This is a genomic window from Acidovorax sp. SUPP2825 (assembly GCF_030158995.1).
Lineage (GTDB): Bacteria > Pseudomonadota > Gammaproteobacteria > Burkholderiales > Burkholderiaceae_C > Paracidovorax.
Genome location: NZ_BQXK01000010.1, coordinates 77,111 through 102,826 on the forward strand (window position 1 = coordinate 77,111; position 25,716 = coordinate 102,826).

22 protein-coding genes are annotated in these 25,716 nt (G+C 69.2%); 6 read left to right on the forward strand and 16 right to left on the reverse strand.

Annotated elements, in window-relative coordinates; translation table 11 throughout:
* Positions 1-25: 25 nt before the first annotated feature.
* Positions 26-1,750 (reverse strand): PHA/PHB synthase family protein, encoded by a 1,725-nt coding sequence (locus tag AVAK2825_RS14095; RefSeq protein WP_284399782.1) that lies wholly within the window; start codon positions 1,748-1,750, stop codon positions 26-28.
* Positions 1,751-1,883: 133 nt separating this feature from the next.
* Here AVAK2825_RS14095 and AVAK2825_RS14100 point away from each other — a divergent pair, with 133 nt between their 5' ends.
* Positions 1,884-2,231: a hypothetical protein gene (locus AVAK2825_RS14100; protein WP_284399784.1), complete on the forward strand. Its 348-nt coding sequence runs from the start codon at positions 1,884-1,886 to the stop codon at positions 2,229-2,231.
* On the opposite strand, the gene AVAK2825_RS14105 is transcribed toward AVAK2825_RS14100, so the two are convergent.
* Together AVAK2825_RS14105 and maiA are read right to left on the reverse strand one after the other, a co-directional pair.
* Positions 2,139-3,035 (reverse strand): purine nucleoside phosphorylase YfiH/LACC1 family protein, encoded by an 897-nt coding sequence (locus AVAK2825_RS14105; protein WP_284400102.1) that lies wholly within the window; start codon positions 3,033-3,035, stop codon positions 2,139-2,141. The two genes, AVAK2825_RS14100 and AVAK2825_RS14105, sit on opposite strands and share 93 nt — an antisense overlap.
* Before the next feature lie 14 nt (positions 3,036-3,049).
* Positions 3,050-3,718 (reverse strand): maleylacetoacetate isomerase, encoded by a 669-nt coding sequence (maiA, locus tag AVAK2825_RS14110; protein ID WP_272569521.1) that lies wholly within the window; start codon positions 3,716-3,718, stop codon positions 3,050-3,052.
* Between the two features lie 159 nt (positions 3,719-3,877).
* Here maiA and AVAK2825_RS14115 point away from each other — a divergent pair, with 159 nt between their 5' ends.
* Complete coding sequence (locus tag AVAK2825_RS14115; protein ID WP_272552681.1) at positions 3,878-4,573, forward strand: fumarylacetoacetate hydrolase family protein; 696 nt, start codon at positions 3,878-3,880, stop codon at positions 4,571-4,573.
* Between the two features lie 94 nt (positions 4,574-4,667).
* Positions 4,668-5,216 (forward strand): NUDIX hydrolase, encoded by a 549-nt coding sequence (locus AVAK2825_RS14120; protein ID WP_284399787.1) that lies wholly within the window; start codon positions 4,668-4,670, stop codon positions 5,214-5,216.
* A 135-nt stretch (positions 5,217-5,351) separates the two neighbouring features.
* On the opposite strand, the gene AVAK2825_RS14125 is transcribed toward AVAK2825_RS14120, so the two are convergent.
* The 10 genes from AVAK2825_RS14125 to AVAK2825_RS14170 form a co-directional block, all read right to left on the reverse strand.
* On the reverse strand, positions 5,352-6,134 hold the full coding sequence (locus tag AVAK2825_RS14125) for a transporter substrate-binding domain-containing protein (RefSeq protein ID WP_442867380.1): 783 nt from the start codon (positions 6,132-6,134) through the stop codon (positions 5,352-5,354).
* Between the two features lie 187 nt (positions 6,135-6,321).
* The gene (locus AVAK2825_RS14130) at positions 6,322-6,546 is read right to left on the reverse strand and encodes a hypothetical protein (protein WP_272569525.1); all 225 of its coding nucleotides are present in this window, start codon (positions 6,544-6,546) and stop codon (positions 6,322-6,324) included.
* The gene (locus AVAK2825_RS14135) at positions 6,543-7,073 is read right to left on the reverse strand and encodes a type VI secretion system amidase effector protein Tae4 (RefSeq protein ID WP_272569527.1); all 531 of its coding nucleotides are present in this window, start codon (positions 7,071-7,073) and stop codon (positions 6,543-6,545) included. The genes AVAK2825_RS14130 and AVAK2825_RS14135 overlap by 4 nt, the downstream gene beginning before the upstream one ends.
* Before the next feature lie 96 nt (positions 7,074-7,169).
* The gene (locus tag AVAK2825_RS14140) at positions 7,170-9,746 is read right to left on the reverse strand and encodes a penicillin-binding protein 1A (RefSeq protein WP_284399788.1); all 2,577 of its coding nucleotides are present in this window, start codon (positions 9,744-9,746) and stop codon (positions 7,170-7,172) included.
* A gap of 96 nt (positions 9,747-9,842) precedes the next feature.
* Positions 9,843-12,074: an NAD-dependent DNA ligase LigA gene (gene ligA, locus AVAK2825_RS14145; RefSeq protein WP_502870541.1), complete on the reverse strand. Its 2,232-nt coding sequence runs from the start codon at positions 12,072-12,074 to the stop codon at positions 9,843-9,845.
* On the reverse strand, positions 12,064-12,600 hold the full coding sequence (locus tag AVAK2825_RS14150) for a hypothetical protein (protein WP_284399789.1): 537 nt from the start codon (positions 12,598-12,600) through the stop codon (positions 12,064-12,066). The genes ligA and AVAK2825_RS14150 overlap by 11 nt, the downstream gene beginning before the upstream one ends.
* Positions 12,601-12,632: 32 nt before the next feature.
* Entirely contained in the window at positions 12,633-13,739 is a 1,107-nt protein-coding gene (locus AVAK2825_RS14155) for a cell division protein FtsZ (RefSeq protein ID WP_284399790.1), read from the reverse strand.
* A 28-nt stretch (positions 13,740-13,767) separates the two neighbouring features.
* Positions 13,768-17,292 carry a chromosome segregation protein SMC gene (gene smc, locus AVAK2825_RS14160; RefSeq protein WP_284399791.1) on the reverse strand — a complete coding sequence of 1,175 codons (3,525 nt, stop codon included), beginning with the start codon at positions 17,290-17,292 and terminating at the stop codon, positions 13,768-13,770.
* A 210-nt stretch (positions 17,293-17,502) separates the two neighbouring features.
* Positions 17,503-17,835: a YnfA family protein gene (locus tag AVAK2825_RS14165; RefSeq protein WP_284399792.1), complete on the reverse strand. Its 333-nt coding sequence runs from the start codon at positions 17,833-17,835 to the stop codon at positions 17,503-17,505.
* A 76-nt stretch (positions 17,836-17,911) separates the two neighbouring features.
* Positions 17,912-21,064: a bifunctional diguanylate cyclase/phosphodiesterase gene (locus tag AVAK2825_RS14170; protein ID WP_284399793.1), complete on the reverse strand. Its 3,153-nt coding sequence runs from the start codon at positions 21,062-21,064 to the stop codon at positions 17,912-17,914.
* A gap of 240 nt (positions 21,065-21,304) precedes the next feature.
* On the opposite strand from AVAK2825_RS14170, the gene AVAK2825_RS14175 reads away from it, so the two are divergent.
* A complete protein-coding gene (locus AVAK2825_RS14175; RefSeq protein WP_284399794.1) occupies positions 21,305-21,775 on the forward strand; it encodes a CopD family protein in 471 nt (156 codons plus the stop codon).
* A 60-nt stretch (positions 21,776-21,835) separates the two neighbouring features.
* Positions 21,836-22,234 (forward strand): VOC family protein, encoded by a 399-nt coding sequence (locus AVAK2825_RS14180; protein WP_284399796.1) that lies wholly within the window; start codon positions 21,836-21,838, stop codon positions 22,232-22,234.
* A 215-nt stretch (positions 22,235-22,449) separates the two neighbouring features.
* Here the strand turns inward: AVAK2825_RS14180 and AVAK2825_RS14185 are convergent, their stop codons facing one another.
* From AVAK2825_RS14185 to AVAK2825_RS14195, 3 genes are all read right to left on the reverse strand, one after another.
* On the reverse strand, positions 22,450-22,794 hold the full coding sequence (locus AVAK2825_RS14185; RefSeq protein ID WP_284399799.1) for a DUF3325 domain-containing protein: 345 nt from the start codon (positions 22,792-22,794) through the stop codon (positions 22,450-22,452).
* Complete coding sequence (locus AVAK2825_RS14190; protein ID WP_284399800.1) at positions 22,787-24,469, reverse strand: PepSY-associated TM helix domain-containing protein; 1,683 nt, start codon at positions 24,467-24,469, stop codon at positions 22,787-22,789. Before AVAK2825_RS14190 ends, AVAK2825_RS14185 begins: the two co-directional genes overlap by 8 nt.
* A gap of 87 nt (positions 24,470-24,556) precedes the next feature.
* The gene (locus tag AVAK2825_RS14195; protein ID WP_284399802.1) at positions 24,557-24,856 is read right to left on the reverse strand and encodes an iron uptake protein; all 300 of its coding nucleotides are present in this window, start codon (positions 24,854-24,856) and stop codon (positions 24,557-24,559) included.
* Between the two features lie 177 nt (positions 24,857-25,033).
* Here AVAK2825_RS14195 and AVAK2825_RS14200 point away from each other — a divergent pair, with 177 nt between their 5' ends.
* Entirely contained in the window at positions 25,034-25,705 is a 672-nt protein-coding gene (locus AVAK2825_RS14200; RefSeq protein WP_284399807.1) for a hypothetical protein, read from the forward strand.
* Positions 25,706-25,716: the final 11 nt, after the last annotated feature.

The window sequence follows — 25,716 nt, forward strand, 5'->3', positions numbered from 1 at the left end:
GCCGCCCGGCGCACACACTGCGGCGTCAGGCTTTTTGCTTGACGTAGCGCCCCGGCGCCGGTTCGGTGGCCTTGAAACGCGTGCCACGGCCATAGGCCTTGGGCGCCGCGACCAGCTTACCCGCATGGCCCTTGAGCCAGCGCGACCAGTCGATCCACCAGCTGCCGGGATGCTCGGTGGCGCCCTTGAGCCATTCGTCGAGCGTGCCGGGCAGCTGGCCGTCCTCGCGCAGCCAGTGGCTTCGCTTTTTCTTGGAGGGCGGGTTGATCACGCCGGCGATGTGGCCGGACGCGCCCATGACGAAGCGCTTCTTGCCCGGCAGCACCTGGGTGGAGGCATAGGCCGCATCAATGGGCACGATGTGGTCCTCGCGCGAGCCGTAGATGTACACCGGCAAATCCACGAGATTCAGGTCGATGGCCTCGCCGCACACCGTGAGCCGGCCGGGGCGCACCAGGTTGTTCTCGAGGTAGAAATTGCGCAGGTACCAGGCATAGAAGGGCCCGGGCAGATTGGTGCTGTCGCTGTTCCAGTAGAGCAGGTCGAACGGCGGCGGCGTCTCGCCCTTGAGGTAGTTGCCCACCACGTAGTTCCACACCAGATCGTTGGGCCGCAGGAAGCTGAACGTGGAGGCCAGATCCTGCCCCTTCATCATGCCGCCCTTCCCCATCTGCAGCTCGCGGAACTGCACGAACGCCTCGTCGATGAACACGTCCAGGATGCCGGTGTTGGAAAAGTCGATGAGCGTGGTGAGGAAGGTGGCGCTCGCCACCGGCTCTTCGCCGCGCGCGGCCAGCACGGCCAGCGCATTGCTCAGGATGGTGCCTCCCACGCAGAAACCCAGGGCGTTGATCTGCGCCGCGCCGGTGATGTCCTGCACCGTGCCGATGGCGGCCAGCGCGCCCTCTTCCACATAATCGTCCCACGTTTTATGGGCCAGCGAGTCGTCGGGGTTGCGCCAGCTCACGACGAAGGTGCGGTGCCCCTCGCTCACGGCATGGCGGATCAGCGAGTTCTCGGGCTGCAGGTCGAGGATGTAGAACTTGTTGATGCACGGCGGCACCATGAGGAAGGGCCGTTCATGCACCTTGTCCGTGAGCGGCTTGTATTCGATGAGCTGGAACAGCGCGTTTTCGAACACGACCGCGCCCTCGGTGGTGGCCACGTTGCGGCCGACCTCGAACAGGCTTTCGTCGGTCATCGAGACATGGCCCTGGCGCAGGTCGTGCAGCAGGTTGGCCACGCCCTTGGCGATGCTCTCGCCTTGCGTTTCGATGGCTTTCTTCTGGGCCTCGGCATTGAAGGCGAGGAAGTTGCTGGGTGCCATGGCGGCCATCCATTGCTCCACGCCGAACCGGATGCGCGCACGGGTCTTGGCATCGGCTTCGACCGCATCGACCAGGCCCATGAGGGTGCGCGCGTTGAGCAGGTAGGCCGCCGCCGAGAAGGCGGCCACGGGGTTCTGGGCCCAGGCCTCGCCGCTGAAACGGCGGTCCGCGCTGGCGTTGGCCTGTGCGCCCTGCGTCCACAGCGCGGTGGCCTCCTTCACGTACTGCTGCTGCAGGGCCGCGAGCTTTTCGGGGGTGAACTGCACCGAAGCAGTAGGCGCCTTGGCGAAGGCGCCTGCAGCGCCCGCCGGGGCGGCCTGCTGGAAAGCCTGCATCGCCTGGGTCCAGCCCTTGCCCAGCATTTGCTGGAACTGCTGGAATGCCTGGGTGTCCGCTCCCCAGGGTGCTTCAGAATCCGCCATGTTCGTCTCCTCCACAAGAATATGCATGGCCGCGTCAGGGGCGGACCATTGCGGCCATTGTTGCCGAGCGGCGAGCACCGTGGCAACGCCGCTTGCCTTTTTTCACCAACTGCCTTCCAACCCAGGCCCTCACATGTATCTCGTTGTCATTGGATGGCTGTATGTCACGCTGCTAATGGCGGTGGCCGAAGCCATGGCCCCGAACGGCACGGTGCTCGGCGCCATCATCACCTTTGCCCTCTACGGGCTGCTGCCCATGTCCATCGTGGTGTACATCCTGGGCACGCCGGGCCGCAAACGCGCGATCCATGCGCGGCAGCTGGCCGAGCGCGACGCCGCACAGGCGGCAGCCGCAGGGCAGACGCCCGCCCCCACGCCATCGCCGCCATCAGCCGCCGGCGGCGCGGTCGAGCCAGATGCAGGCAGCGAAGCGCCCGCTGCCGCCGAAGGCGCTGCCGTACCGGTGCGAAAAGAACCGTGAAGGCTGGCCCACAGTGCACCACGCGGCGCTGCCGTCATTGCCGTAGACGCGGTCCACGCCCAGGGATTGCAGCCGCTGCCGCGCCAGGCCGGCCAGATCGGCGAGGTATTTGCCTCCGCCCTGCGGGCTGAAATGCCGGTCGGCCGCAGGCAGCGCGTCGCAGAACGCGGCGCGCACTTCCGGGCCCACTTCGAACGCCGTCGGGCCGATGCACGGGCCCAGCCAGGCGATGCAATCTCCCCAGGAATCCGCCGCAGGCTCCGCCACGGATTCCAGCGCCTGCGAGGCAGATGCTACTTTTTTCATAGCAATATGCCCTAGTTCTGATTGCGCTGGAGGCCTAAAACACTCCAAAGCCGCTTCCAGCACGCCGCGGCCGTCCTGCCCTGCCAGCCCCCGCCAGCCCGCATGCGCGGCCGCCACGCGGGTGCCGCGCGCATCGGTCAGCAGCACCGGCAGGCAATCGGCCACCATGATCGTGCAGGCCACACCCGGCCCGGTGGCCGTGCAGGCATCGGCCTCGGTGCCGTCCGGGGTGTCGGGGCCGAGCGCGGCCACCTGCCAGCCATGCACCTGGCGCAGGAAGACGGGCCGGGCCGTCTGGCCGCCGCCCCAGCGCAGCGCGTCGCCCAGGATGCGCCGGTTGGCCTGCACCGCCTGCGGATCGTCCCCCACGTGGTCGCCCAGGTTGAGGGCGCCGTAGGGTGCGGCGCTCACGCCGCCCGAGCGCGTGGTGCACAGCGCGCGCACATGGGCGGGCGCTGGCCAGTCGGGCACCAGCCAATCGTGGCCCGGTGGTGGCATGGACATCGGCGCGGTCAGGCTTCGTGGTCCGGGCAGGCGGACGGGTGCGCGCCCTGGAAGGCGGGCAGCGCCATGGCGGCTTCCCACGCGGCCATGGTGAGCGGCAGGCCGTCCAGGTTCACGCGAAAGCGCTGGGCATTGAAGATCTGCGGCACCAGGCAGCAGTCGGCCAGCGTGGGCACGTCGCCCCAGCAGAACTGCGAGGGGGCCAGTCCTGCCGCCTGCCGCTCCTGCGCCAGCAGGCCCAGCTGGCGTTCGAAGGCCGCCAGGCCGTTGCGCGTCCAGTGGTGGTACCAGGCGGTCTTGGTGTCTTCGCTCTGCTGCAGCTCCTGCGTGAGGTACTTGAGCACGCGCAGGTTGTTGATGGGGTGGATCTCGCAGGCGATCATCTGCGCCAGCGCCCGCACCTGGGCGCGGCCGAGCGGGTCGGCGGGCAGCAGGGGCGGCTCGGGGTGCGTCTCGTCGAGGTACTCGATGATGGCCAGCGACTGCGCCAGGGTGTGGCCGTCGTCGGTGACCAGCGCCGGCACGAGCGGATCGCCCAGCCGGTCGGCATAGGCGGGAAGGCGGTGTTCGGCACGCACCAGGTGCACCGGCACATAGTCGTAAGGCAGGCCCTTGATCCCCAGGGCGATGCGCACGCGGTACGAGGACGATGAACGGAAGTAGTTGAACAGCTTCATGGTGCGGCGAGCATAACGCCGCCCCGCCGGGGACAGCGACCACGCCGGCCCCGTGGCACACTGCCGGTTTGCGCCCGCGCCGGCACGATGCCGCCGCGCGGCCCTCCCTGCACCCGGCGCGGCCAGCCCCACGCCGTCCCTTTTCGACGAAAGGCAGACATGAGCTATGTGATTCCTCCCGCGGCCGTGGCCAGCGTGCCCGTCATCGGCACCGGCGACCGATTCCCCGTGCACCGCATCTACTGCGTGGGCCGCAACTACGAAGAACACGCCAAGGAAATGGGCTTCACCGGCCGCGAGCCGCCCTTCTTCTTCATGAAGCCCGCTGATGCCCTGGTCGTGGTCGATGCCGGCCAGACGGGCACGCTGCCCTACCCCACGCTCACCGCCAACCTGCACCACGAGATCGAACTGGTGGTGGCCATCGGCAAGGGCGGCAAGGGCATCACCGCGGCCGACGCGCTGCAGCACGTGTATGGCTATGCGGTGGGCCTGGACATGACGCGCCGTGACCTGCAAAACGACATGAAGAAGCAGGGCCGCCCCTGGGAGATCGGCAAGGCATTCGAGCACAGCGCTCCCATCGGCCCCATCACCCCGGCCGCGCAGGCAGGCAACGTGGCGCAGGCCGCGATCTGGCTGCAGGTGAACGGCGCCGACCGCCAGCGCAGCACCGTCTCGCAGCTGATCTGGAACATCGCCGAAACGATCGAGCACCTGTCGGCCGCGTGGGAGCTGCAGCCCGGCGACCTGATCTTCACGGGCACGCCGGAGGGCGTGGCCGCCGTGGTGCGCGGCGACACGCTCGAAGGCGGCGTGGACGGCCTGGGCACGCTGCGCCTGGCCGTGGCCTGACAGCCCCTCGGGCCCCGCCCTGGCCTCGCGGCCATCGGCCGGGGCCGTTGTTCCCGCTCCACCGCCCCACGACGCTTCATTTTCAGAAAAACGAATGACCTCCCGCAGCCCCATCAAGCACTGCCGCGAATGTGGAACGGCCGTGGTGTACCGCGTTCCCGACGATGGCGACACCAAGCACCGCGCCGTCTGCCCGGCCTGCCACACCATCCACTACGAGAACCCGCTGAACGTGGTGGGCACCGTGCCCGTGTGGCACGATCAGGTGCTGCTGTGCCGGCGCGCCATCGAACCGCGCCGGGGCAAATGGACCCTGCCCGCGGGGTTCATGGAACTGAACGAGACCACCGCGCAGGGCGCAGAGCGAGAGACCGACGAGGAAGCCGGCGCGCAGATCCAGATGGGGCCGCTGTTCAGCCTGCTGAACGTGCAGCACGTGGGGCAGGTGCATTTCTTCTACCTGGCCCAGCTGCTCAGCGACGCCTTCGATCCGGGCTACGAAACCCTGGAGGCGCGCCTGTTCACCGAGGACGAGGTGCCCTGGGACGAGATCGCCTTTCGCACCGTGAAGACCACGCTGGAGCGCTATTTCGCCGACCGCAAGGCGGGCAGGTTCGGGCTGCACTGCGTGGACATCGACTGACCCGCCTGCCTTCGCGGGCCGGGCCCTGCCGCCTGCCCCATGGAAAAAGGGCGCAGCCACGTCACCGTGGCCTGCGCCCTTTGGCTTTTCGGGGGGCCGCTACCGGCGCGGTCGCCCGAAGATGGCCTCAGCCGATCACTTGAGCCACTTGTCGGCCGACTGCTTGAGCGTGCCGCGGGCATCCAGCAGGCCCCAGACGAACTCCATCACGCGCGAATAGTCGGCATCGTCCTTGGGCAGCATGAAGCCCAGGGTGTTGGTGGGCGTGAGCGGCGCGTCGATGAATGCGGCGGTCAGGCGCGGGTCGGCCTTGGCGTAGTGCAGGGCTTCGTAGGTTTCGGTGATCATCACGTCGCCCTTGCCTTCCGCGATGAGTGCGGGGATTTCGGCGTTCTTGTCGTGCGTGCTGACCTGCGCGGCGGTCAGGTTCTGCAGCACGAAGGTTTCGTTGGTGCCGCCGGGGTTCTTGATGACGCGCACGGACGATTTGTTCAGGTCCTGCAGCGTCTGGTACTGGGCCTTGTCGGCCGTGCGCACCAGCGCCACCTTGCCGAACGGCGCGTAGCCGGGGAGCATCTCGATCTGGCGGATGCGCGTGACGTTGCGGGTGATGCCGCCCACGGCCACGTCGAACTTGTCGCCCTGCAGGTCCTTCATGAGGTTGGGCCAGCTCGTGGCCACGTATTCGACCTTCACGCCCAGCTCCTTGGCCATGAGCTCGATCACGTCGATGTCGTGGCCGCTGTAGCCGGCATCGGTCTTGATGGCGAAGGGGCGGTAGTCGCCGGGCGTGCCCACGCGCAGGACCTTGCTTTCCATGATCTTGTCCAGCCGGGGGCCGGCGTGGGCAGCGGTCACGAGCGACAGGCAGATCACGGCGCCAGCGGCGACCAGGGAACGCATTTTTCGAGCAATCATGGCAAGGGTATCCAGAGGTTGAGGGAGAGGATCGCAACGGCGCGGCGGCCATGGCACCGGCCGCGAACGCACCGCCGGCAAGCATAGCGGAGAGCGGTCGCGCTGCGGTGCATGGCGTGCGGAAAGCGCGTGTATGCGACACCCGTACCCGTCAACAACACGTTGGCACCCTCGAAAGCTATCGCGATCAAATCTTGCGCACGCGCCGCCGATGCAGTGCATAGCCGGTGATCGCGCCAACCAGCGTGGATGCCGGCAAAACCCCGAACACCAACACGATTGCCAACGTGTTGGATTGCTCATCATTGAGGGGGTAACCCGCCCCAAACAGGCGGTCGTAAGTCACAGAACCCAGCACGCCGAAGGCCGCGCCCAACAGTGCCCCGAAAATGACGTGGAGAGCGGCTTTCATGCGAGTTGCCAGAACCATACGGCCTGGGCTTTTTCCATATCGGAAACGTCGCTAAAAATGCTGTGGACGCCAAAACCGCCGATGCGTAAGTGAATGCGCAGCCATGACCCACGGTCGCTCAACCGGCTACCGTTCCATAAGTCGATGTGGTCCCCCTGCATTCCTGGCCCCCAGTAGTTTTGAAAGAATACGAGCCCAGTGCGGTCCTTCATGCCCGCACTGCTCTCTGCGTGACCGAATGCCTGTGCGCCTGTGAACTTTTCTATGCGGATCGGCAAGCGGGTTCCTCCAGCCGCCACCCAGTCGGCCACCTCCTGCGCACGGATCGGATACTTCTCCGTACCCTGTTGCCAGGATCGCACCCCTCGAAATGTTTTGAAGTCCACGCCGGCACGCATGAGGGCGGCTGAAAAATTAATAGCGCACTGGTTTTCGTAGGCCGCTTTGTTCAGCAGAGGCGCATCGCCTTTGACGTTTGGATGGTTTTTCCAGATATCTTGAAAGTTTGGCATTGCGCTGACGGTCATGCGTTTGTATTGCCCACCGGCAAATACGGGCCAGTGGCTTTCCCTTGGAGTCGGGCATTATAGGAACGCACGCTTGTGCAAGACTGATTCAAGATTTCAAGGCTTGGATTCGATGAAGAACGGCAGCCCGCCGCCCGCCGAGGCCGGCGCTATGGGCGCGGCGGCATCGCCGGTACCGCCACTTTGGGGAGAGGCCGGTGACGGCGCCGCAGGCTGCCCCGGTGACTGCGGCACCGCCGGCACGGTCGGCTGCCCGCCGAAGCTCGCGCCCGGCAGGCTGCCGCCCCCCTCGATCGGCGTGGCCACGGGCGGCGCGTCGGGCGTGGCATCCTGCAGCGGCTTGAGCGGCGCCTCGGAAATGTCCGGGGCCTCGGGCAGGTTCTGCGGTGCCGACGCCTCGGAGGCCGGACGCATCGCGGGCTCGACCGGGGCCATGCCCTGCGCGGGCGGCGGCGTGTCGGCGGCCGGGCCGGTGCGGCGGCCGAAGAGGTCGTAGACCCAGGTGCGCACGCCGCCCACGGCGTTGTCCACCCAGCCGCTCTTCTCCTCCTCGTCGATGAACCGCTCGCGTGCATCGATCACCTTGGTGCGCAGGGCCTGCTGGAACACCTCGCCCACCATGGGCAGCGCACTGTGGGCGCCCTGCCCCCAGTAATCGCTGCGCAGGGTGATGCGGCCGTCGTTGAAGCCGGCCCAGGCCCCCGCCACCAGTTGCGGGTGCATCAGGATGAACCAGCCGTCGGTGTTGTCCTGCGTGGTGCCGGTCTTGCCCGCCACGTCGGCGGTGATGCCGTAGCGGGTGCGGATCGCGGCGCCCGTGCCCTTGTCGATCACGCCGCGCATGGCGTCGCGCAGGGTCTGCACGGCCGAAAGGCCCGCGGCCCGCTCGGGGTCGGCGGGCGCGAAGTCTTCCAGCACCTTGCCGTTCTTGTCTTCGATGCGCGTGATGACGATGGGCGCGCGGTACTGGCCGCCGTTGGCGATGGTGCCGTAGGCGGCCACCATTTCCTTGAGCGTGACGGGGCTGGTGCCCAGCGCCAGCGAGGGCACCACATCCAGGCGCGACTCGCGCACGCCCATGGCCTGCGCCCACCGCGCCACGCGCTCGGGGCCGACCTTCTGCATGACCTGCGCGGTGATGGTGTTCTTGGAGTACGCCAGGCCGTCGGCCAGCGTCATGGGTGCGTTGCTGGGCGGGCCTTCATCCGTGGGGCGCCAGACCTGGCGGCCGCCCAGGGGAATCTCCACCGCCTCGTCCATCAGCGTGTCGGTGGGCAGCATCCCGTTGGCGAAGGCCGCACCGTACACGAACGGCTTGAAGGTCGAGCCCGGCTGGCGGCGCGCGGCCTGCACGTGGTCGAAGGGGTCGGTGGCGAAATCGCGGCTGCCTACCCAGGCCCGCACCTCGCCGCTGCGCGGGTCCAGCGCCAGGAAGCCGGCCTGCACGCGCGTCTTTTGCTGGCGCAACTGGCGCAGGAAGGGCGCGTCGTCCAGCAGGCCCTGCAGGGCTTCGTCGGGTGTGGCGCCTTTGGCCACGGCGGCCTCGTACTGCGCCGATTCGCGCACCAGCGCCTGCACCAGCGGGCCCTTGGGGTTCCAAGCGCTGCGCGAGGCCCAGGCGCCGTCGGCCACGCCCTGCAACTGCCGGCCCTGGCGGGCGACCGCCTGGTTGGCGAGGGTCTGCAGGCGCGAATCGATGGTGGTGCGGATCACCAGCCCGTCGGCATACAGGCTGTAGCCGTTGCGGTCGGCCCAGTCGATGAGTTGCTTGCGCAGCTGCTGCGCCAGGTGCGGCGCGGGGCCGGCGGTTTCGATCTGGCGCTCGAAGCGGATGCGCAGCGGCCGCTTGGACAAGGCGTCGTACTCGGCGGCGGACAGCTTGCCGCGCTTTTTCATCTGCGACAGCACGGTGTTGCGCCGCTCCTGCGCGCGCTCGGGGTTGAGAACGGGGTTGTAGTAGCTCGTGCCCTTGAGCATGCCGATGAGCGTGGCACTCTCCAGCACGGTGAGCTTGCCGGCCGACTTGTCGAAGTACGTGCGCGCGGCCATCTCGATGCCGTAGGCGTTGTACAGGAACGGCACGGTGTTCAGGTAGGTCTCCAGGATCTCGTCCTTGGAGTACAGCACCTCGATCTTGAGCGCCGTGATGGCCTCCTTCAGCTTGCGCGTGAGCGTGGGCGCGCGGCCGATGTCCTCGGGGTAGAGGTTGCGCGCGAGCTGCTGCGTGATGGTGGAGCCGCCCTGCTTGTCGCCGCCCAGGGTGCGGATCAGCGCCGAGCCGGTGCGCCGCCAGTCGAGGCCGAAGTGGTCGTAGAAGCGGTGGTCCTCGGTGGCGATGAGCGCGTCCTTCACCGAAGGGGCGATGTCCTCCAGCGCCACCCATTCGCGGTTGACCCATTTGTATTCGGCCAGCAGGCGGCCATCGGCCGAGACGAGTTGCGCGGGCTGCTCGGTCTTGGCCTTGCGGATGTCGCTGATGGCCGGAGTGAACGGGATCAGGGCCAGCACGTACAGCAGCAGGGCCAGGGGCACGGCCAGCAACGCCCAGAGCACCGCGCGGCGGGACCGCAGGTGGCGGGCGGCGAAGGCCCAGGCGCGCGCCAGTAGCGGCGCGACGTGGCCGCGCCACGCGGCCGTCAGGCGCGCGCGGAGGGAAGCAAGCACAGGGGGCATCGGGGGCTCAATGGTCGAAAAGGGCTTATGCCCTAGATTTATATGCCTTGAAAGCTATCAAATACATAGCAAACGCACAGTAGCGACCGCGCATGCTCATGCGCTCTCGCGGCCCAGCAGGGCCAGCATGCCGGCCTCGTCGAGCACGGGCACGCCCAGCTCCTGCGCCTTCACCAGCTTGCTGCCGGCCTCCTCGCCGGCGACGACGTAGCTGGTCTTCTTGCTGACCGAGCCCGCCACCTTGGCGCCGGCCGCCTCCAGCAGGTCCTTGGCCTCGTCGCGGCTGAGGGTGGGCAAGGTGCCGGTGAGCACGATGGTCTGGCCAGCCAGGGGCAGCACGGCCCGCTCGGCCGGCGCGCCCTCGGGCCAGGTGACGCCGCAGGCGCGCAGTTGCTCCACCACCTCACGGTTGTGCGGCTGGTCGAAGAAGGTGCGAAGGGACTCGGCCACGATGGGACCGACGTCGTTCACCTCCAGCAACTGCTCCACGCTGGCGTCCATGATCGCGTTTAGGCCGCCGAAGTGGCGTGCCAGGTCCTTGGCGGTGGCCTCGCCGATGTGGCGAATCCCTAAGCCGAACAGAAAGCGCGGCAAGGTGGTCTGCTTGGATTTCTCCAGCGCGGCGAGCACGTTCTGGGCCGACTTTTCCGCCATGCGCTCCAGGCTGCTGAGGGCGGTGAGGCCCAGGCGGTACAGGTCGGGCAAGGTGCGGATGACCTGGCCCTCGACCAACTGGTCCACCAGCTTGTCGCCCAGGCCTTCGATGTCCATGGCGCGGCGCGCGGCGAAGTGCAGGATGGCTTCCTTGCGCTGTGCGGCGCAGAACAGGCCGCCCGAGCAGCGGTGGTTGACTTCGCCCTTCTCTCGCACCACGGTGCTGCCGCAGATGGGGCACTGGCGGGGCATGCGGAAGTTGGGCACGTAGGGATGGCGCGGCGGTGCCGGCAGGCTGACGGGCGCATCGCTGCCGGCGGCGTCGGCCAGATCGACCAGGTCCACCAGCGCATCGGTGGCCGCCGCGGCGGCGGCGTCTTCACGGACGGGCTCGGGCGCCGGCATGGCCGCGCCCAGCGCCGGCGGCACCACGGCCACGACCTCGGGAATCACGTCGCCCGCGCGCCGCACGATCACCTGGTCGCCCACGCGGGCCTTCTTGCGGCGCAGCTCGAACAGGTTGTGCAGCGTGGCGTTGGTGACGGTCACCCCGCCCACGAACACCGGTGCCAGCCGCGCCACGGGCGTGAGCTTGCCGGTGCGGCCCACCTGCACATCGATGCCGTCCATGCGCGTGACCATCTCCTGCGCGGGGTACTTGTGCGCCACGGCCCAGCGCGGCTCGCGCGTGACGAAGCCCAGCTGGCGCTGCAGGTCCAGGCGGTTGACCTTGTAGACCACGCCGTCGATGTCGTAGGGCAAGCGGTCGCGCGACGCGCCGATCGCTTGGTGGAAGGCAATCAGTTCGTCGGCGCCGTGCGCCACGCGCACCTGCGCGGCCACGGGGAATCCCCAGCCTTTCAGCGCCTGCAGCATGTCGTAGTGCGTGCCGAAGTCGGGCCCGCCCTCGCCGGCTGGCGTGACATCGCCCAGCCCGTAGGCGAAAAAGCTCAGGGGCCGCTGCGCCGAGATGCCCGAATCGAGCTGCCGCACCGCCCCCGCCGCCGCGTTGCGCGGATTGACGAAGGTCTTGCCGCCGGCCTCGCGCTGGCGTTCGTTGAGCTGGTCGAAGTCGGCGCGGCGCATGTAGACCTCGCCGCGCACCTCCAGCACCGGGGGGGCGCCGTTCTTGCCGCCCGTGGGCAGCGTCAGGGGAATCTGGCGGATGGCGCGCACGTTGTGCGTCACGTCCTCGCCCACCTCGCCGTCGCCGCGCGTGGCGGCCTGCACCAGGCGGCCGTTTTCGTAGCGCAGGCTCATGGCCAGGCCGTCGAATTTGGGCTCGGCCACGTATTCGACGGGGGCATCGCCCTCGGCCAGCTTCAGCTCGCGCCGCACGCGGGCATCGAAGGTGCGGGCGCCGCTGGCTTCGGTGTCGGTCTCGGTGCGGATGCTGAGCATGGCCACGCGGTGGCGCACGGGCGACAGGCCCTCCATCACCGCGCCGATCACGCGCTGGGTGGGCGAGTCGGGGGTGACGAGGTCCGGGTGGGCCTCTTCCAGCGCTTGCAGCTCACGGAACACCCGGTCGTACTCGGCATCGGGCACCGTGGGCTCGTCGAGCACGTAGTACTGGTGGGCCCAGCGGTTCAACTGGGCGCGCAGCGCGTCGACGGCCTCGGCGGCTTGCAGGGGCAGCGCTCCGGCTGCGGAAGGTTTGGAATCAGTCACCACGGATGGAACCCAGAAAAGTAGGAGGCTCCTGCACGTTCACAGGAATGGCAGCGGGCATGGCGCGCTGCAGGAAATCCACGACCCGCGCATCGAGCCGACCGAACCCGGGGCGCACCTCGATGGGCTCGCCCGCGTGGCGCTCGAACACGTAGCTGCGCTGGCCCGGCGTACCCTTGACCACGATGGCCCGGACATCTGCCAGCGGCACCTGCACGTGGCCGGGGCGCACGTTCTGGGGCAGGCTCAGGAAGACTTCCGAACCGTCGATGCGCACCAGGGGCTTGCCCATGCGGCCGAATTGGCGCCGGGCACGCCAACCGGCGATGGCGGGGGCGATGAACAACCCCAGGTAGACCAGCCCAAAGTAGTTGAACCGGCCGATCGTCCGGTACTGCCACAGCGCAACACCCGCGACCACCAGGCACCCGATGGCTGGCAACCACCGGTCCAGGACGGCGTTCGAGGGGCGAAACAGCCCCTGGGGTGTTTCCACCACCGGGGGAAACAGCACGTGCCACCAGCGCATGGGGTGTCCTTTCGGCCGAAATGACCGGCCACTCAGCTGAACAGGCGGCGCGCCAGCAGCGAGCCGGCCGACAGCTCGCGGCTGTCGAGCTTGTCGTACAGCAGCTCCAGGTCGGCGGCGATGGGGTCCATGGTCATGGCGGGCAGCGGCGTGCCGTTCTGGTCGCACAGCGCGCCGTCCATGGCCTCGCCCAGGGCGGCGGCCACCTCGCGCAGGCGCGCGAACGGCTGCTCGGAGCGGTGCACCTGGGCCACGTCCAGGCTCAGCGTGATGTCGCGGATGGCCGACTGCTCCGGGTCGTCGGACAGGGCGAACTGCGTGTCGTAGGCCAGGGTGAGCACCGGCGGCAGGCCCGGGCCGCTCGCGGGCAGCACCAGCCGGCCGGGAATGGCGCCCGGCGTGAACCCCAGGCGCACGGCGTTCTGCTGCACGTAGCCGGGGCTCCAGGCCGCATGGCGCGCGCGCAGCACGAAGGCCAGCTGCGCGTCGTGATCGCCCGCGAACTGGTCCAGCTCGCGGGCGCGGGCCACCTCGTGCAGCATGTCGGGAAAGTCGGCCGCGGCGTTGATGGCGTCGGCGAAGCCCTGGGCCTTGACCACGAACTCCGAGAACTCGATCTCGTTGAGCGCACCCACGCGGTTGGCCAGCTGCACGCCGGCCTGGAAGTGGCTGTAGCGCTGGCCGGCCACGGGCGTCTCCCACTGCTGGGTGGATTCGTTGAAGCCCTCGATGGCGAAGGCCTTGCTGCCCGCACGGCGCGTGGGCGGCAGGGCCGCCAGGGCCGCGTCGCCCGAGACGATCTGCTCGGCCACCAGCGGGGCGATGGCGTCGATCAGCGGGTCCAGCCCGCCGCGGCGCTCGGACGGCGGCACGGGCAGCTGCATCGCATCGCGCAGGTCCACGGTGTGGCCGTCGAAGGACGGGTCCGTGCCTGCGCCGGGCACATCGGCGCCCTCGACCGGGGCGCCGCCGGCATCGAAGGCGGGCTCCTGGCGCAGCGCGGGCTCGGCCGCGCCGTCGGGCTCGGGCGGTTTCGCGCGCTTGGGGGCGTTGCGGTGGGCGGACCAGGCGTTGAAGGCGACGATGGCCGCCAGAACGACGCCGCCCGCGATGATGAGGCCGAGTTGGAAGTTGCTCATGGTGAAAAAACGTGCGGCTTCTGGGGGTTCAGGCATCGGCCATGGACAGCGCGGACTCCATGTCCACGGCCACGATACGCGAGACGCCCTGCTCCTGCATGGTCACGCCGATCAGTTGTTCGGCCATTTCCATGGCGATCTTGTTGTGGCTGATGAAAAGGAACTGCGTGCCGCTGCTCATGCTGGACACGAGCTTGGCATAGCGTTCGGTGTTGGCATCGTCCAGCGGCGCGTCCACTTCGTCCAGCAGGCAGAACGGCGCGGGGTTGAGCTGGAAGATGGCGAAGACGAGCGCGATGGCGGTCAGGGCCTTCTCGCCGCCGGACAGCAGGTGGATGGTCTGGTTCTTCTTGCCCGGCGGCTGCGCCATCACCTGCACGCCGGAGTCGAGGATTTCGTCGCCGGTGATGATGAGGCGCGCATTGCCGCCGCCGAACAGCTCGGGGAACATGCGCCCGAAATGGCCGTTCACCGTCTCGAAGGTGCCCGAGAGCAGTTCGCGGGTTTCGGCGTCGATCTTGCGGATCGCGTCCTCCAGCGTGTTCATGGCCTCGGTCAGGTCGGCGGTCTGCGAGTCGAGGAAGGTCTTGCGCTCGCGCGCGAGGTTCAGCTCCTCCAGCGCGGCGAGGTTGACCGCGCCCAGGGCCGCAATCTCGCGGTGCAGGCGGTCGATCTCGCTTTGCAGGCCGGCCGAGCGCACGCCGCCGGCCTCGATGGACTGCGCCACCGCCTCCAGGTCGGCCTGCGCATCGGCCAGCAGCGTGGTGTATTGCTCCAGGCCCAGGCGCGCGGCCTGCTCCTTGAGCTGGAATTCGGTGATGCGGGCGCGCAGCGGATCGAGCGCGCGCTCCAGCTGCATGCGGCGCTCGTCGCTCGCGCGCAGCTTGGCGGTGAGGTCGTCGTATTCGCTGCGCTGGGCGCCCAGGGCTTTCTCGCGCTCCATCTTGAGGTCCAGCGCCTGCTGCAGGCCACCCTGCGCCGCGGCGTCGGACAGCCGCGCCATCTCGTCGCGGGCGCGCTGCTGCTCGTCGGCCAGCGCGCGGGTTTGGCTGCCCGCCGTGTCCAGCGTGCGGGCGAGTTCGGCCCGGCGCGCCTCCAGGCTGCGGCGGGAGAACGTGGCCTCCTGCGCCTGGCGCTCCAGGCTGCGCTGCTGCTCGCGGCATTCGGCGAGCTTGCGCTCGGCGGCGATCACGCGCTCGTCCAGTTGCGCGTGGCGCTCCTGGCTGTCGGCCAGCTGCATGTCCAGCTCTTCGAAGCGCGCCTCGGCCGTCACGCGGCGCTCCTGCAGGTCGGCCAGTTGCGCCTCGACCTCGGCCAGGTCGGCGCCGATCTGCTCGCTGCGCGCGCGGGCCTGGTCGGCCAGCTGGGTCAGGCGCAGCGTTTCCACCTGCAGTTCGTGGGCGCGGCTTTGCGCCTCGCTGGCTTCGCGGCGAGCGGCCACGAGGCGCTGCGAGGCGTCCGCGTAGGCCGACTCGGCGCGCACCAGGGCCGTGCGCGACTCGTCGCTGATGAGGGCCTGGGCGCGCAGTTCCTTTTCGAGGTGCTCGATCTCCTGCGCGCGGGCCAGCAGGCCGGACTGCTCGGAGTCCTGGGCATAAAAGCTCACGCTGTGCGCGCTGACCGCATGGCCCGTGGGCACGTAGACCACCTCGCCGGGCTGCAGCGTGGGGCGGCGGTTCAGGGCCTCGTCGAGCGTCTGCGCGGTGTAGCTGCCCTGCAGCCAGTCGGTGAGCACGGCGCGCAGGCCGGCATCGCCCAGGCGCAGCAGGTCGGACAGGCGGGTGGCGGCGCCGGTGGGCTCCGGGATGCCGGCGGGCGGCGCGGTGTAGAAGGCCAGCCGGGCCGGGGGCGCATCGTTGCCGCCGGCGCCGAGAAAGCCGCGCACGCTGTCCAGCCGGCTGACTTCGAGGGCGCCCAGGCGCTCGCGCAGCGCGGCCTCCAGCGCGTTCTCCCATCCGGGCTCGATGTGGATGCGGCTCCACAGGCCCTGCAGGCCGTCGAGGCCGTGGCGCGCCAGCCAGGGCTGCAGCTTGCCATCGGTCTTGACCTTTTCCTGCAGCGCCTTCAGCGCCTCCATGCGTGCCGACAGGTCGGCCTGGCGGGCGCTTTCCACGTTCACGGCCTGCTGGCGGGTGCGGCGGTCTTCGTCCAGCTGCGGCACGGATTCCTGCAGTTCGGCGAGCCGGGCCTCGGCCATTTCGGCGCCCTCCTGGGCGGCATCGAGCTGGCCGCGCAGGTTGACCAGCCGGGCCTCGTCGGGCGCGGCCAGCGCGTTGCGGTCGGTGCGCAGGCGTTCGTGGCGGGCATCGAGCTGGCGGCTTTGCTCGTCGATGCTGCGCTGCTCGGCGGCCAGCACGCCGATCTGCTGCTGCACCTGCACCACGGCGCCGCGCTGCTCGTTGGCGCGCTGCTGCCCCTGGCGCAGCGCCTCTTCGAGGTCGGGCAGCTGCAGGGCCTGTTCCTCGACCTGGGCGGCCAGCAGTTCGGCGCGCTCGTCGGCGTCCACGCCGGCGCCGGCAAGGTTCTCCATCTCGTGCTCGGCCTCTTCCTTGCGGGCCGACCACTGCGCGATCTGCTCGGCAAGCTGGGCGAGGCGCAGCTCCACGCGCTGGCGGCCTTCGACCACGTAGCGGATCTCGGCCTCCAGGCGGCCCACTTCGGCCGTGGCCTCGTAGAGCTTGCCCTGGGCCTGGTTGACGTGGTCGCCCGCGGCGTAGTGCGCCTGTCGGATGGTTTCGAGGTCGGATTCGACCGAGCGCAGGTCGGCCATGCGCGATTCGAGGTCGTTCACGGCCTGCAGGCCGTCAGCGCGCACCTTGGCCTGCTCGGCCTCGGCATCGGCGCGCTTCAAGAACCACAGCTGGTGCTGCTTGAGGGTGACGTCGGCCTGCAGCGCGTTGTAGCGGGCGGCCACCTCGGCCTGCTTTCCCAGGCGCTCCAGGTTGGCGTTCAGCTCGCGCAGGATGTCTTCGACCCGCGTGAGGTTCTCGCGCGTGTCCGACAGCCGGTTCTCGGTCTCGCGGCGGCGCTCCTTGTACTTGGAGACGCCTGCGGCCTCTTCCAGGAACAGGCGCAGCTCTTCGGGGCGCGACTCGATGATGCGGCTGATGGTGCCCTGGCCGATGATCGCGTAGGCCCGCGGCCCCAGGCCCGTGCCCAGGAACACGTCCTGCACGTCGCGCCGGCGCACGGGCTGGTTGTTGATGAAGTAGCTGCTGTTGCCGTCGCGGGTGAGCACGCGCTTGACGGCGATCTCGCCGTACTGGTTCCACTGCCCGCCGGCGCGGTGGTCGGCGTTGTCGAAGACCAGCTCCACGCTGGCGCGGCTGGCCTGCTTGCGGCTGGTGGTGCCACTGAAGATCACGTCCTGCATGGACTCGCCGCGCAGCTCGCTGGCCTTGGACTCCCCCAGCACCCAGCGCACCGCATCCATGATGTTGGACTTGCCGCAGCCGTTCGGGCCCACCACGCCCACCAGTTGGCCCGGCAGCATGAAGTTGGTGGGTTCTGCGAACGACTTGAAGCCGGCGAGTTTGATGGAGTTGAGACGCACGGGTCTGTGGGCGGGCTGGGGGCGTTGGAGCGCTCAAAACGGCGCGGCCGCGCCGCCGGGCGGGCCAGCGTGGCCAAGCCCCGGATGATACCGTGCCGGGGTGGCGCGACTGCCAGGGAAACGGCCCGCTCCTACAGCCGCCGCCGCTTCAAGCCAAAAAGGCCTCCAGCGCAATCAGTACTAGGGCATATAGCTATCAAAAAAGTAGCATCAGCCAGCGCGGGGCGCGAAGGCGATGATCGCCATGCCGGCCAGGGTGACGGCCACGCCCGCCAGGTCCCACGCGCTGGGGCGCACGCCGTCCACCGCCCAGAGCCAGCCGATGGCCACCGCCACGTAGACGCCGCCATAGGCCGCATACACCCGCCCGGCCGCGGCCGGATGCAGGGTGAGCAGCCCGGCGAACAGCGCCAGGCAGGCGGCGGCCGGTACCAGCAGCCAGGGGCTCGCGCCCTGGCGCAGCCACAGCCACGGCAGGTAGCAGCCCACGATCTCCGCCAGCGCGGTGACGGCGTACAGCGCCAGGGTTTTCAGCTCGAACATGGAAGGGCTCGAAGCGATCGGCAGGGGCCAGCGGACCCGCAGGCGTTACGGCGTGGCGGGCGCCGGCCGGTGCCCATCACACGATCAGCGGGCTCTGGCCCGCGGCGTGGTCGATCACCAGGCGTTCGAAGCCGTCCACCGGCAGCGGCGGGCTGAGCAGGTAGCCCTGCCACACGTAGCACTGGTTGCGCGCCAGGAAGGCGCGCTGCGCCTCGGTCTCCACGCCCTCGGCGATCACGCGCAGGCCCAGGCTGGTGCCCAGGGCGACGATGGTGCGCGCGATGGCGGCGTCGTTGGGGTCGGTGAGCACGTCGCGCACGAAGCTCTGGTCGATCTTCAGTTCGTCCAGCGGCAGGCGCTTGAGGTAGGCGAGCGAGGAATAGCCCGTGCCGAAATCGTCGAGCGAAAAACCCACGCCATAGGCGCGCAGCTGGGCCATCTTGTCGATGGTGTCCTCCACGTCCTGCAGCAGCAGGCTTTCGGTCATCTCCAGCTTGAGCCGGCGGCCATCCGCCCCGGTGCTCGCCAGCGCCGCCAGCACCTGGCCCACGAAGCCGCTCTGGTGGAACTGGCGCGCGCTCACGTTGACCGACAGGCCCAGGTGCGAGAGCGCCGGCCGCTGCGCCCACCGCGCCAGCTGAGCGCACGCCGCCTGCAGCACCCATTCGCCCAGCGGCAGGATGAGTCCGGTCTCTTCGGTCAGGGGAATGAAATCGGCCGGCGAGACGAAGCCGCGCACCGGGTGGCGCCAGCGCAGCAGCGCCTCGGCGCCGGTGATGCGGCCGTTGTCCATCTGCGGCTGGTAGAACAGCTCGAACTGCTGGAGCGCGATGCCCTCGCGCAGGTCCGATTCGAGGGCCGCGCGGGCCGCCACCGACGCCTGCATCTGCGGATCGTAGAACTGCAGGCTGTTGCGCCCGCCGGCCTTGGCCTGGTACATGGCCAGGTCGGCGCGCTGCAGCAGTTCGTCCACCGTCTCGCGCACGCCCTGGAAGATGGTCACGCCCATGCTGAGCGTGCTGTGGTGGGCCTCGCCCTCCAGCACGAACGGGCGGCGCAGGGCCGCCAGGATCTTCTGGCCCATCTCCTCCGCGCGCGCGGCGGCGTCTTCGGGGCTGTCGCCCAGGTCTTCCAGCACCACGACGAACTCGTCGCCGCCATGGCGCGCCACGGTGTCCTCGGTCCGCACGCAGTCGCGCAGCCGCAGCGCCACCTGGCGCAACAGCATGTCGCCGCGCTCGTGGCCCTGGGTTTCGTTCAGGGTCTTGAAGTTGTCCAGGTCGAGCATCAGCACCGCGCCGCAGCGCTGGCTGCGGGTGCTGGCGGCCAGGGCCTGCTGCAGCCGGTCGAGCAGCAGCCGGCGATTGGGCAGCTGGGTGAGCGGGTCGTAGTAGGCGAGGTAGCGGATCTCTTCCTCGGCCGCCTTGTGCTGGCTCATGTCCACCACGGTGATGAGGCGGTCGTCGCCCAGCGCCACGCCGGCCAGGTCCACCGTGCGCAGTTGCCCGCCCTTGCAGGTGATGGCGTGCTCGCGCGGCGCGACGGCCTCCTTGCCGGGCGGCTCGGCGCACACGGCCAGCCAGTCGGCGATGGCCCGCTCGCGCTGCGCCGCATCGGGAAACGCCAGGCGCCACCAGTCGTCCACCGTGGGGGCGTCCTCGGCGGTGTAGCCGCAGATCTGCACGAAGCGCTCGTTGCGAAAGCTCACCACGCCGTCCTTGCGCACCAGGCACACGCCCACTGGCAGGCGGTACAGGATGCCGCGCAGGCGCAGCTCGCTGTCGCGCTGGCTCTCTTCCATCTGCTTGCGCTCGGTGATGTCCTGCACCACGGCGATGCAGTGGTGGGCCGGGTCGCCGGGCATGCGCATGGGCGACACGGTGAGGTCGGCCCAGATGACGCGCCCGTCCTTGTGGAAGTAGCGCTTTTCGTAGCGGAACTCTTCGATCAGCCCCGCGGCGATCTGCTGCATCAGCGACTCGCCGGCGGCCAGGTCGTCGGGGTGCGTGATGTCGCCCACCGCCTTGGAAGACAGCTCGGCCTCGGTGTAGCCCAGGATGTCGCAGAACTTGCTGTTGGCCCGCACGAAGCGGCGGCTGTCGGCCTCGACCTGCGCCACGCCCACGGCGGCCTGGTTGAACAGCGCGCGAAAGCGCTCTTCGCTCTCGCGCAAGGCCGAGCCGGCGGCGGTGGCAAAACTCACGGCCTGGGTGCGACGGCGCACCAGCAGCGTGATGAGCGCGGACAGCAGGGCCGTCACCAGCAATCCGCCACCGCCCATGATCGCCGGCAACTGCGCCTCCGACCGCGACAGGAAGGGCTGCAGGGGCTGGAAGGTGAGCCGCCAGCGCCGGTCGTGCACGCGCAGCTCGCGTTCGTAGCGCTCCAAGGCGGGCCGCACGCCGCTTTCCAGCGCCAGCAGCGGCCGCTCGGAGGACGCAGAAGCATCGCGCACCGAGCCGATGTCCCGCACCGACATGCCCACGCCCCGCAACTGGCCTTCGGACTGCAGGGCCTTCACCATGTCGTAGAAGCGGATCGTGGCGGCCACCGAGCCGACGTAGCGGCGCACGCCGCCCGCGCCGTCGTCGAACACGGGCAGCCGGATCACGAAGCCGGCGCGGTTGTCGCGCTCCTGCAGCAGGTCGAACGGCTCCGAGGCCACGATCTGCCCGGTGTCGCGGCTGTAGCGAATGGACGCCATGGTGGCCGGCAGCGAGCCGACATCCAGGCCCACGACGTACTCGTTGCCCGCGATGGGCCAGATGTAGTCGGCCACGTGGTATTCCGGCCGGTCTCCGGGCGGGCGGATGGCGAACGTGGACGGAGCGCCCGTTCGCGCGAGGTCATCGGCGCGCACCCGGGCCTCGTAGGCCTCCTTGTCGGCATGCGGCACAAAGCGGGTGAAGGCCACGTTCTTGACGCCGGGATAGTGCTGGGCAAGGCGCAGCTCGCGCGCCGCGTGCTCGAAATCGGCGCGCCCCAGGCGCGGGTTGACCAGGAACAGGCTGCGCAGTCCGACCACCAGTTCGGTGTGCGAGGCGATGCGGCTCTCCAGCGCCGTGGTGAACGAACGCGCCTCCTGGGTGAACCGCTCGCGTGCGATGCGCGCCACCGAGTCGCTCTGCTGCTGCCACAGCGCCCAGCTGGCGGCGGTGCCGACCAGCGCGCAGAGCAGCCCTGGCAGCCAAGGCCAGCGTTGCAATCGCAGTGCTTTCGGAAGCGTCATGGGCAGATGGAGGAAATCCCGGGCGCGGCGCGGGGAATCCGTCCACGATAACCCACGAGGATAGCCACAATCGACGTCGGTTTTGGCGTCAATAGCCTTGATGTTCTTTTTTGTAACAATGGCTTGGCCGTTTTCCATAGCCATTGCCGTGCGCGCACCGGTGTTGGCGCCCTATCCTCTCGCCCTGGCGCCCTGCCTGGGCGCCCGTCCCGGCTCCCGAACCCCTCAGAAAGTTGCCCCATGCTGTACAACGCGCTCCAATTGGTCCATGTCCTGGCGATCATCGTTTGGCTGGGGGGCATGGCCTTCGCCCATTTCTTCCTGCGCCCGGCGGCCCAGGCGCTGGAGCCTGCCCAGCGCGTGGCGCTGATGCACGGCGTGCTGCAGCGTTTTCTGGGGGCGGTGCTGGTGGCCGTCGTGCTGGTGCTGTCCAGCGGGCTGTGGATGATCGGCAACGTCGCCCGCGCCGCGGCGCAGTCGGGCGGCCGGTTTTCCATGCCGCTGTCGTGGACGATCATGGCCACGCTGGGCATCGTGATGATGGCCCTGTTCGGCCACGTGCGGTTCGCGCTGTTCAAGCGCCTGCAGCGCGCGGTGGCGGCGAGCGACTGGGCCGCCGGCGGCAAGGCACTGGCTTCCATCCGCACCTGGGTGGGGATCAATCTGGCGCTGGGGGTGGTCGTGGTGGCGGTAGTGTTCCTGGTGCGGTGACAGCCGCCCCTCTGCCCGGCACAATCGCCGCTGCCCATAACCACACAGAGGGAGCCCGAGATGAGCCGACCCAAATCCGGCGCCGTGATTTTCGCCAGGGACTTGCCCAAGGTCGCCCGTTTCTACGAGGTGCTGCTGTCCATGCGGCTGGTCGAGCGGCAGCCCGGCCACATCGTGCTGGAGTCGGACGATGTCCAGCTGGTGGTGCACAGCATGCCCGCGGCGGCACGGTCCGCTGCGGGGGCGGCCTCGGCGTCCACCCCCCCGGCCCGCAGAACCGAAGTGCCCGTCAAGCTGTTCTTTGCCGTTGACAGCCTGGCCGCCACCCGCGACGCCGCAGTGGCACTGGGTGGCGGGCTGAGCCCCGCGCAGCGCGAGTGGGAAGCCCGCGGCTTCCGGGCCTGCGACGGGCACGATCCGGAAGGGAACGTGGTGCAGTTCAGGGAAAGCGCCGAATAGCGTGGCATGCCGGCAGGCAAAAGAAAGAAAGAAAAGCCCCGAGGGATTTAAGCCACGCCTAAGTTGGCGCCGCAATCATGGCACCCAGGCAGCCCGCTTTGATTGATCTCCTCCTCCCTCCTGGGCTGTTTTTTCCAACCCGCTTCGGCGGGTTTTCTTTTTTGCACGGCACCCGCGCGCGAGCGTGAAACAGGCAGGAAGCCTGCGCTCCCCGGTCAGCCCCTGGCGGCGTCTGCCCCGCGGGCTCGCACCCACGGAACCAGAAGACCCAGCACGCGCGGGCGCCAGGCCAGCGTGAAGGCGATGCACAGCGCCGCGCCCGCCAGCGCCATCACCCAGACCAGCGAGGCCATCGAGCCGTGGTCCACGCTCAGGCACAAGGCCAGCGATCCCGCCAGCGCGGCAACGCCAGCCCAGCGCAACTGCGCCACGGTGCGCCGGGGCTGCGGCACGCCATCGCCCAGTGCCTGTGCCCAGTGCACCCCCATGGCCAGGGCCAGCCAGCCCAGACCGGCCCCATTGGCGGCCAGCGCAGCCAGCAACAGCAGCGCGTCAAGCACGGGTGGCCTCCGGCACGCCCTGCGCGGCGCGGGCCTGCGGCGCGGCGGCGCCCAGCGCGCGGCGGCGAAGCCTGCGCGCGGCCACCACGGCGAGGGCCGCGCTGGCGAGCAGCGCCAGGTCCATGCCGGCCACGGGCCAGTAGCCGTTGGCGATGGTGCGCAGCAGGTGGTCCCCGGTCGTCGCCCAGTTCAGCAGCACCGCCGCCACCGCCAGCGCAGCAGCGGCCCAGCACTGCTCGCTCCAGGCCGGCGCCATGCGGGCCTGCGCCACCGGGGCCGTGCGCCACACGCCATGCAGGAAAGCCAGCACCCAGGCGCCCCAGAACACGGCTTGCTCCCAGCTGCCCCGGCCCGGCAGATCGGTCGGCAGCACCCGGTTGCCGATCAGCATGGAAAAGGTGGCGATGAGCATGCCGGTCACGGTGGTCACCGCGAAGGCGTCCACCCAGCGCGCGCCGGAGAGGCCTTGCCTGGCGTGCTGGCGCTTGCGCTTTTCCACGAAGAAGATAAAGCCGGTGGCGATGCACACGCAGCCCGACAGGCCACCCAGCACGTACAGCCAGCGCAGCAGCCAGTGCCGGAAATGCTGCAGGTGCAGGCCGGTGAGGAAATTGTTGATGCCCGCCACCGCCGTGGGCGGCGGGTCTTCGCGCAGCACCTCGCCGGTGGCGCCCTTGAAGTGGATGCCCTCGCCCGTGAGCGTGACGCGGTCGGTGCCTGCGCGGAACACGCTCACGTAGGCATTGGCATCGCCCACGTGCTGCACGTTCAGGTAGCCGACCTCGCCCGCCATGCCCTTGGCGGCCCAGCGACGCTGGGCCTCGGCCACCATGGCGTCCACCGAGGCGAGCGTGCCGGGCGTGCCCGCGCGCTTGGCCGGCAGGCCGGTCTCCAGCGCTTCGTGCTGTTCATGCAGTTCGTGCAGCGGATGCAGCTGGGTTTCGGTGACGGGAAAGTAGATGCCGCCGAAGATCACCAGGCCCGACAGCGCGAAGATGAAATGGAACGGCAGCGCCACCACGCCGGTCAGGTTGTGCAGATCGAGGGCGCTGCGCTGGGTGTGCTTGCGCGGCCGGAAGGTGAACATCTCGCGGAAGATCTTGCGGTGCATGACCACGCCGCTGACCAGCGCCACCAGCATCATCAGCGCGGCGAAGCCCACGATCCAGTAGCCCAGGCTCTTCCATTCCAGGTGCAGGCTGTAGTGCAGCGGGTAGAAGAACCGGCTGCCGATCTTGAGGTGGTCGTCCGGCAGCGGCTGGCCGTTGCGCGGGTCGATGGTGCGCGTGCCCCAGACCTGGTCGTCCGCGTCCTTGGCGTTGGGCAGGGCAAAGCTGGCGAACATGCCGAGCACCGGATCGCGGTGGGTGGTGTAGGCGCCCCAGCTGTTCACGACGGGGAAGGTGTCGGCCAGCGGGCCGTTCACCCGGCTGCGCGCCGCCTCGAGGTTGGCGGCATCGGGCCGCGTCATGGTTTGGAAGGCTGGCTGCAGCACGCGGTCGAACGACGGCATGGGCTGCGGGGCGAACCGGGTTTCAGGAATGGCCCAGCGGTCGATCTCGCGGTCGAACACCGACAGCGAGCCGAAGAAGAAAACGACCATGAGCACGAAGCCCAGCACCAGGCCGAACCAGGTGTGCAGCCAGGCCATGGTGAGCCGAAAATTCTGGAACACGGGACAAATGCCTTTCCGCTAAAGACAGCACAGACAGGACCGACACGGCAACGGGACGGACACGAAAACCGCCGGCACAGGGGCCGGTCAGATCAGGGCCATCTGCAGCAGCGACGCGGTGCCGGCCATCAGGGCGCCGCCCCCCGCCAGCACCAGCCAGACGCGGCCGAGCCGGGAATCCGAAAAGGCCCACAGGAAGGCCACCAAAAACACGATGAAGCCCACGATGTAGCCCATGGCCTCGGCATCGTGGAACGGCATGCCTGCCGCGAATGCCAGGCCCACGCACAGCGCGATGAACCCCCAGGTGAACGCGTAGCCGCCCAGCATGCCGGCCGCGATGCGCGAGACCACATGCAGGCGGGACGCTGCAGTGCTGCCAGCCATCGTTTGCCTTGATTTCAAAATGCGATTAGTTCTCAATTATGCCTGCGGATGTTTTCCCCGAAAACCCATGCGCGACATGGGCCCACCCTGCCGGACCGGACTGTCGCGCCAGCCGGCTATGCTCTGCGCCTTGCCCTGCCCCGCCTTCTTCGCACCTTCTTCGCCTCTTCCTTGCTTATGTCACGTGCCCGCCTCACCTTCCTGACCCTGCTGCTGGCCATGCTGGCCGCCATCGCCGCCACGGCCTGGTGGGTGGCGCAGGGCCGCATGCGCGCCGCACGCGCGCAGGTCGCGCAGCTGCAGCAGGAGGTGAGCCAGAAGACCGAGCAACTGCTGGGCTACACGCGCTACACCGACTACCTCACGGTGGGCAAGCAATCGCTGTCGGAGCAGATGAAGCTCATGGCGGCCACCGTGGTGCGCGAGGAAGGCACCACCCAGATCGTCGAAAAATCCGTGCTGGGCCTGGCCTCCACGGGCGTGGTGGCGATCTGGTACTCGGCCGAATACTCGTTCGGCTACGACCTGCGGCCCCAGAGCTACGAGCTGCGCAGCACCCCGGCCGGCATCGAGATCCACCTGGCCAAGCCGACGCTGGTGGCGACCCCCGCCATCAGCCAGCTGCGCCACCGCGTGCTGTCGGGCGGCCTGCTGACCGACAACAAGGGCGCGGTCATCCGCCTCACGCAGGAGGCGTCGCAGCGCGCGGCCAAGCAAGGCGCGGCCATGGCATCGGACCCGGCCGTGATGGCGCTGTGCGAAAAGAGCCTGATCGCGTTCCTGTCGGATTTCCTCTCGCGCCAGCCCGGGGTCAAGGCCGTGCCGCGCATCACCGTGGTGTACCGATAGGCCTTCGGGCA

Excerpts from the sequence above, each read along its gene's own strand:
- AVAK2825_RS14095 (WP_284399782.1), bottom strand. The coding sequence starts at position 1,750 with ATGGCGGATTCTGAAGCACCCTGGGGAGCGGACACCCAGGCATTCCAG.
- AVAK2825_RS14100 (WP_284399784.1), top strand. The coding sequence starts at position 1,884 with ATGTATCTCGTTGTCATTGGATGGCTGTATGTCACGCTGCTAATGGCG.
- AVAK2825_RS14105 (WP_284400102.1), bottom strand. The coding sequence starts at position 3,035 with ATGCCACCACCGGGCCACGATTGGCTGGTGCCCGACTGGCCAGCGCCC.
- maiA (WP_272569521.1), bottom strand. The coding sequence starts at position 3,718 with ATGAAGCTGTTCAACTACTTCCGTTCATCGTCCTCGTACCGCGTGCGC.
- AVAK2825_RS14115 (WP_272552681.1), top strand. The coding sequence starts at position 3,878 with ATGAGCTATGTGATTCCTCCCGCGGCCGTGGCCAGCGTGCCCGTCATC.
- AVAK2825_RS14120 (WP_284399787.1), top strand. The coding sequence starts at position 4,668 with ATGACCTCCCGCAGCCCCATCAAGCACTGCCGCGAATGTGGAACGGCC.
- AVAK2825_RS14125 (WP_442867380.1), bottom strand. The coding sequence starts at position 6,134 with ATGATTGCTCGAAAAATGCGTTCCCTGGTCGCCGCTGGCGCCGTGATC.
- AVAK2825_RS14130 (WP_272569525.1), bottom strand. The coding sequence starts at position 6,546 with ATGAAAGCCGCTCTCCACGTCATTTTCGGGGCACTGTTGGGCGCGGCC.
- AVAK2825_RS14135 (WP_272569527.1), bottom strand. The coding sequence starts at position 7,073 with ATGACCGTCAGCGCAATGCCAAACTTTCAAGATATCTGGAAAAACCAT.
- AVAK2825_RS14140 (WP_284399788.1), bottom strand. The coding sequence starts at position 9,746 with ATGCCCCCTGTGCTTGCTTCCCTCCGCGCGCGCCTGACGGCCGCGTGG.
- AVAK2825_RS14150 (WP_284399789.1), bottom strand. The coding sequence starts at position 12,600 with ATGCGCTGGTGGCACGTGCTGTTTCCCCCGGTGGTGGAAACACCCCAG.
- AVAK2825_RS14155 (WP_284399790.1), bottom strand. The coding sequence starts at position 13,739 with ATGAGCAACTTCCAACTCGGCCTCATCATCGCGGGCGGCGTCGTTCTG.
- AVAK2825_RS14165 (WP_284399792.1), bottom strand. The coding sequence starts at position 17,835 with ATGTTCGAGCTGAAAACCCTGGCGCTGTACGCCGTCACCGCGCTGGCG.
- AVAK2825_RS14170 (WP_284399793.1), bottom strand. The coding sequence starts at position 21,064 with ATGACGCTTCCGAAAGCACTGCGATTGCAACGCTGGCCTTGGCTGCCA.
- AVAK2825_RS14175 (WP_284399794.1), top strand. The coding sequence starts at position 21,305 with ATGCTGTACAACGCGCTCCAATTGGTCCATGTCCTGGCGATCATCGTT.
- AVAK2825_RS14180 (WP_284399796.1), top strand. The coding sequence starts at position 21,836 with ATGAGCCGACCCAAATCCGGCGCCGTGATTTTCGCCAGGGACTTGCCC.
- AVAK2825_RS14195 (WP_284399802.1), bottom strand. The coding sequence starts at position 24,856 with ATGGCTGGCAGCACTGCAGCGTCCCGCCTGCATGTGGTCTCGCGCATC.
- AVAK2825_RS14200 (WP_284399807.1), top strand. The coding sequence starts at position 25,034 with ATGTCACGTGCCCGCCTCACCTTCCTGACCCTGCTGCTGGCCATGCTG.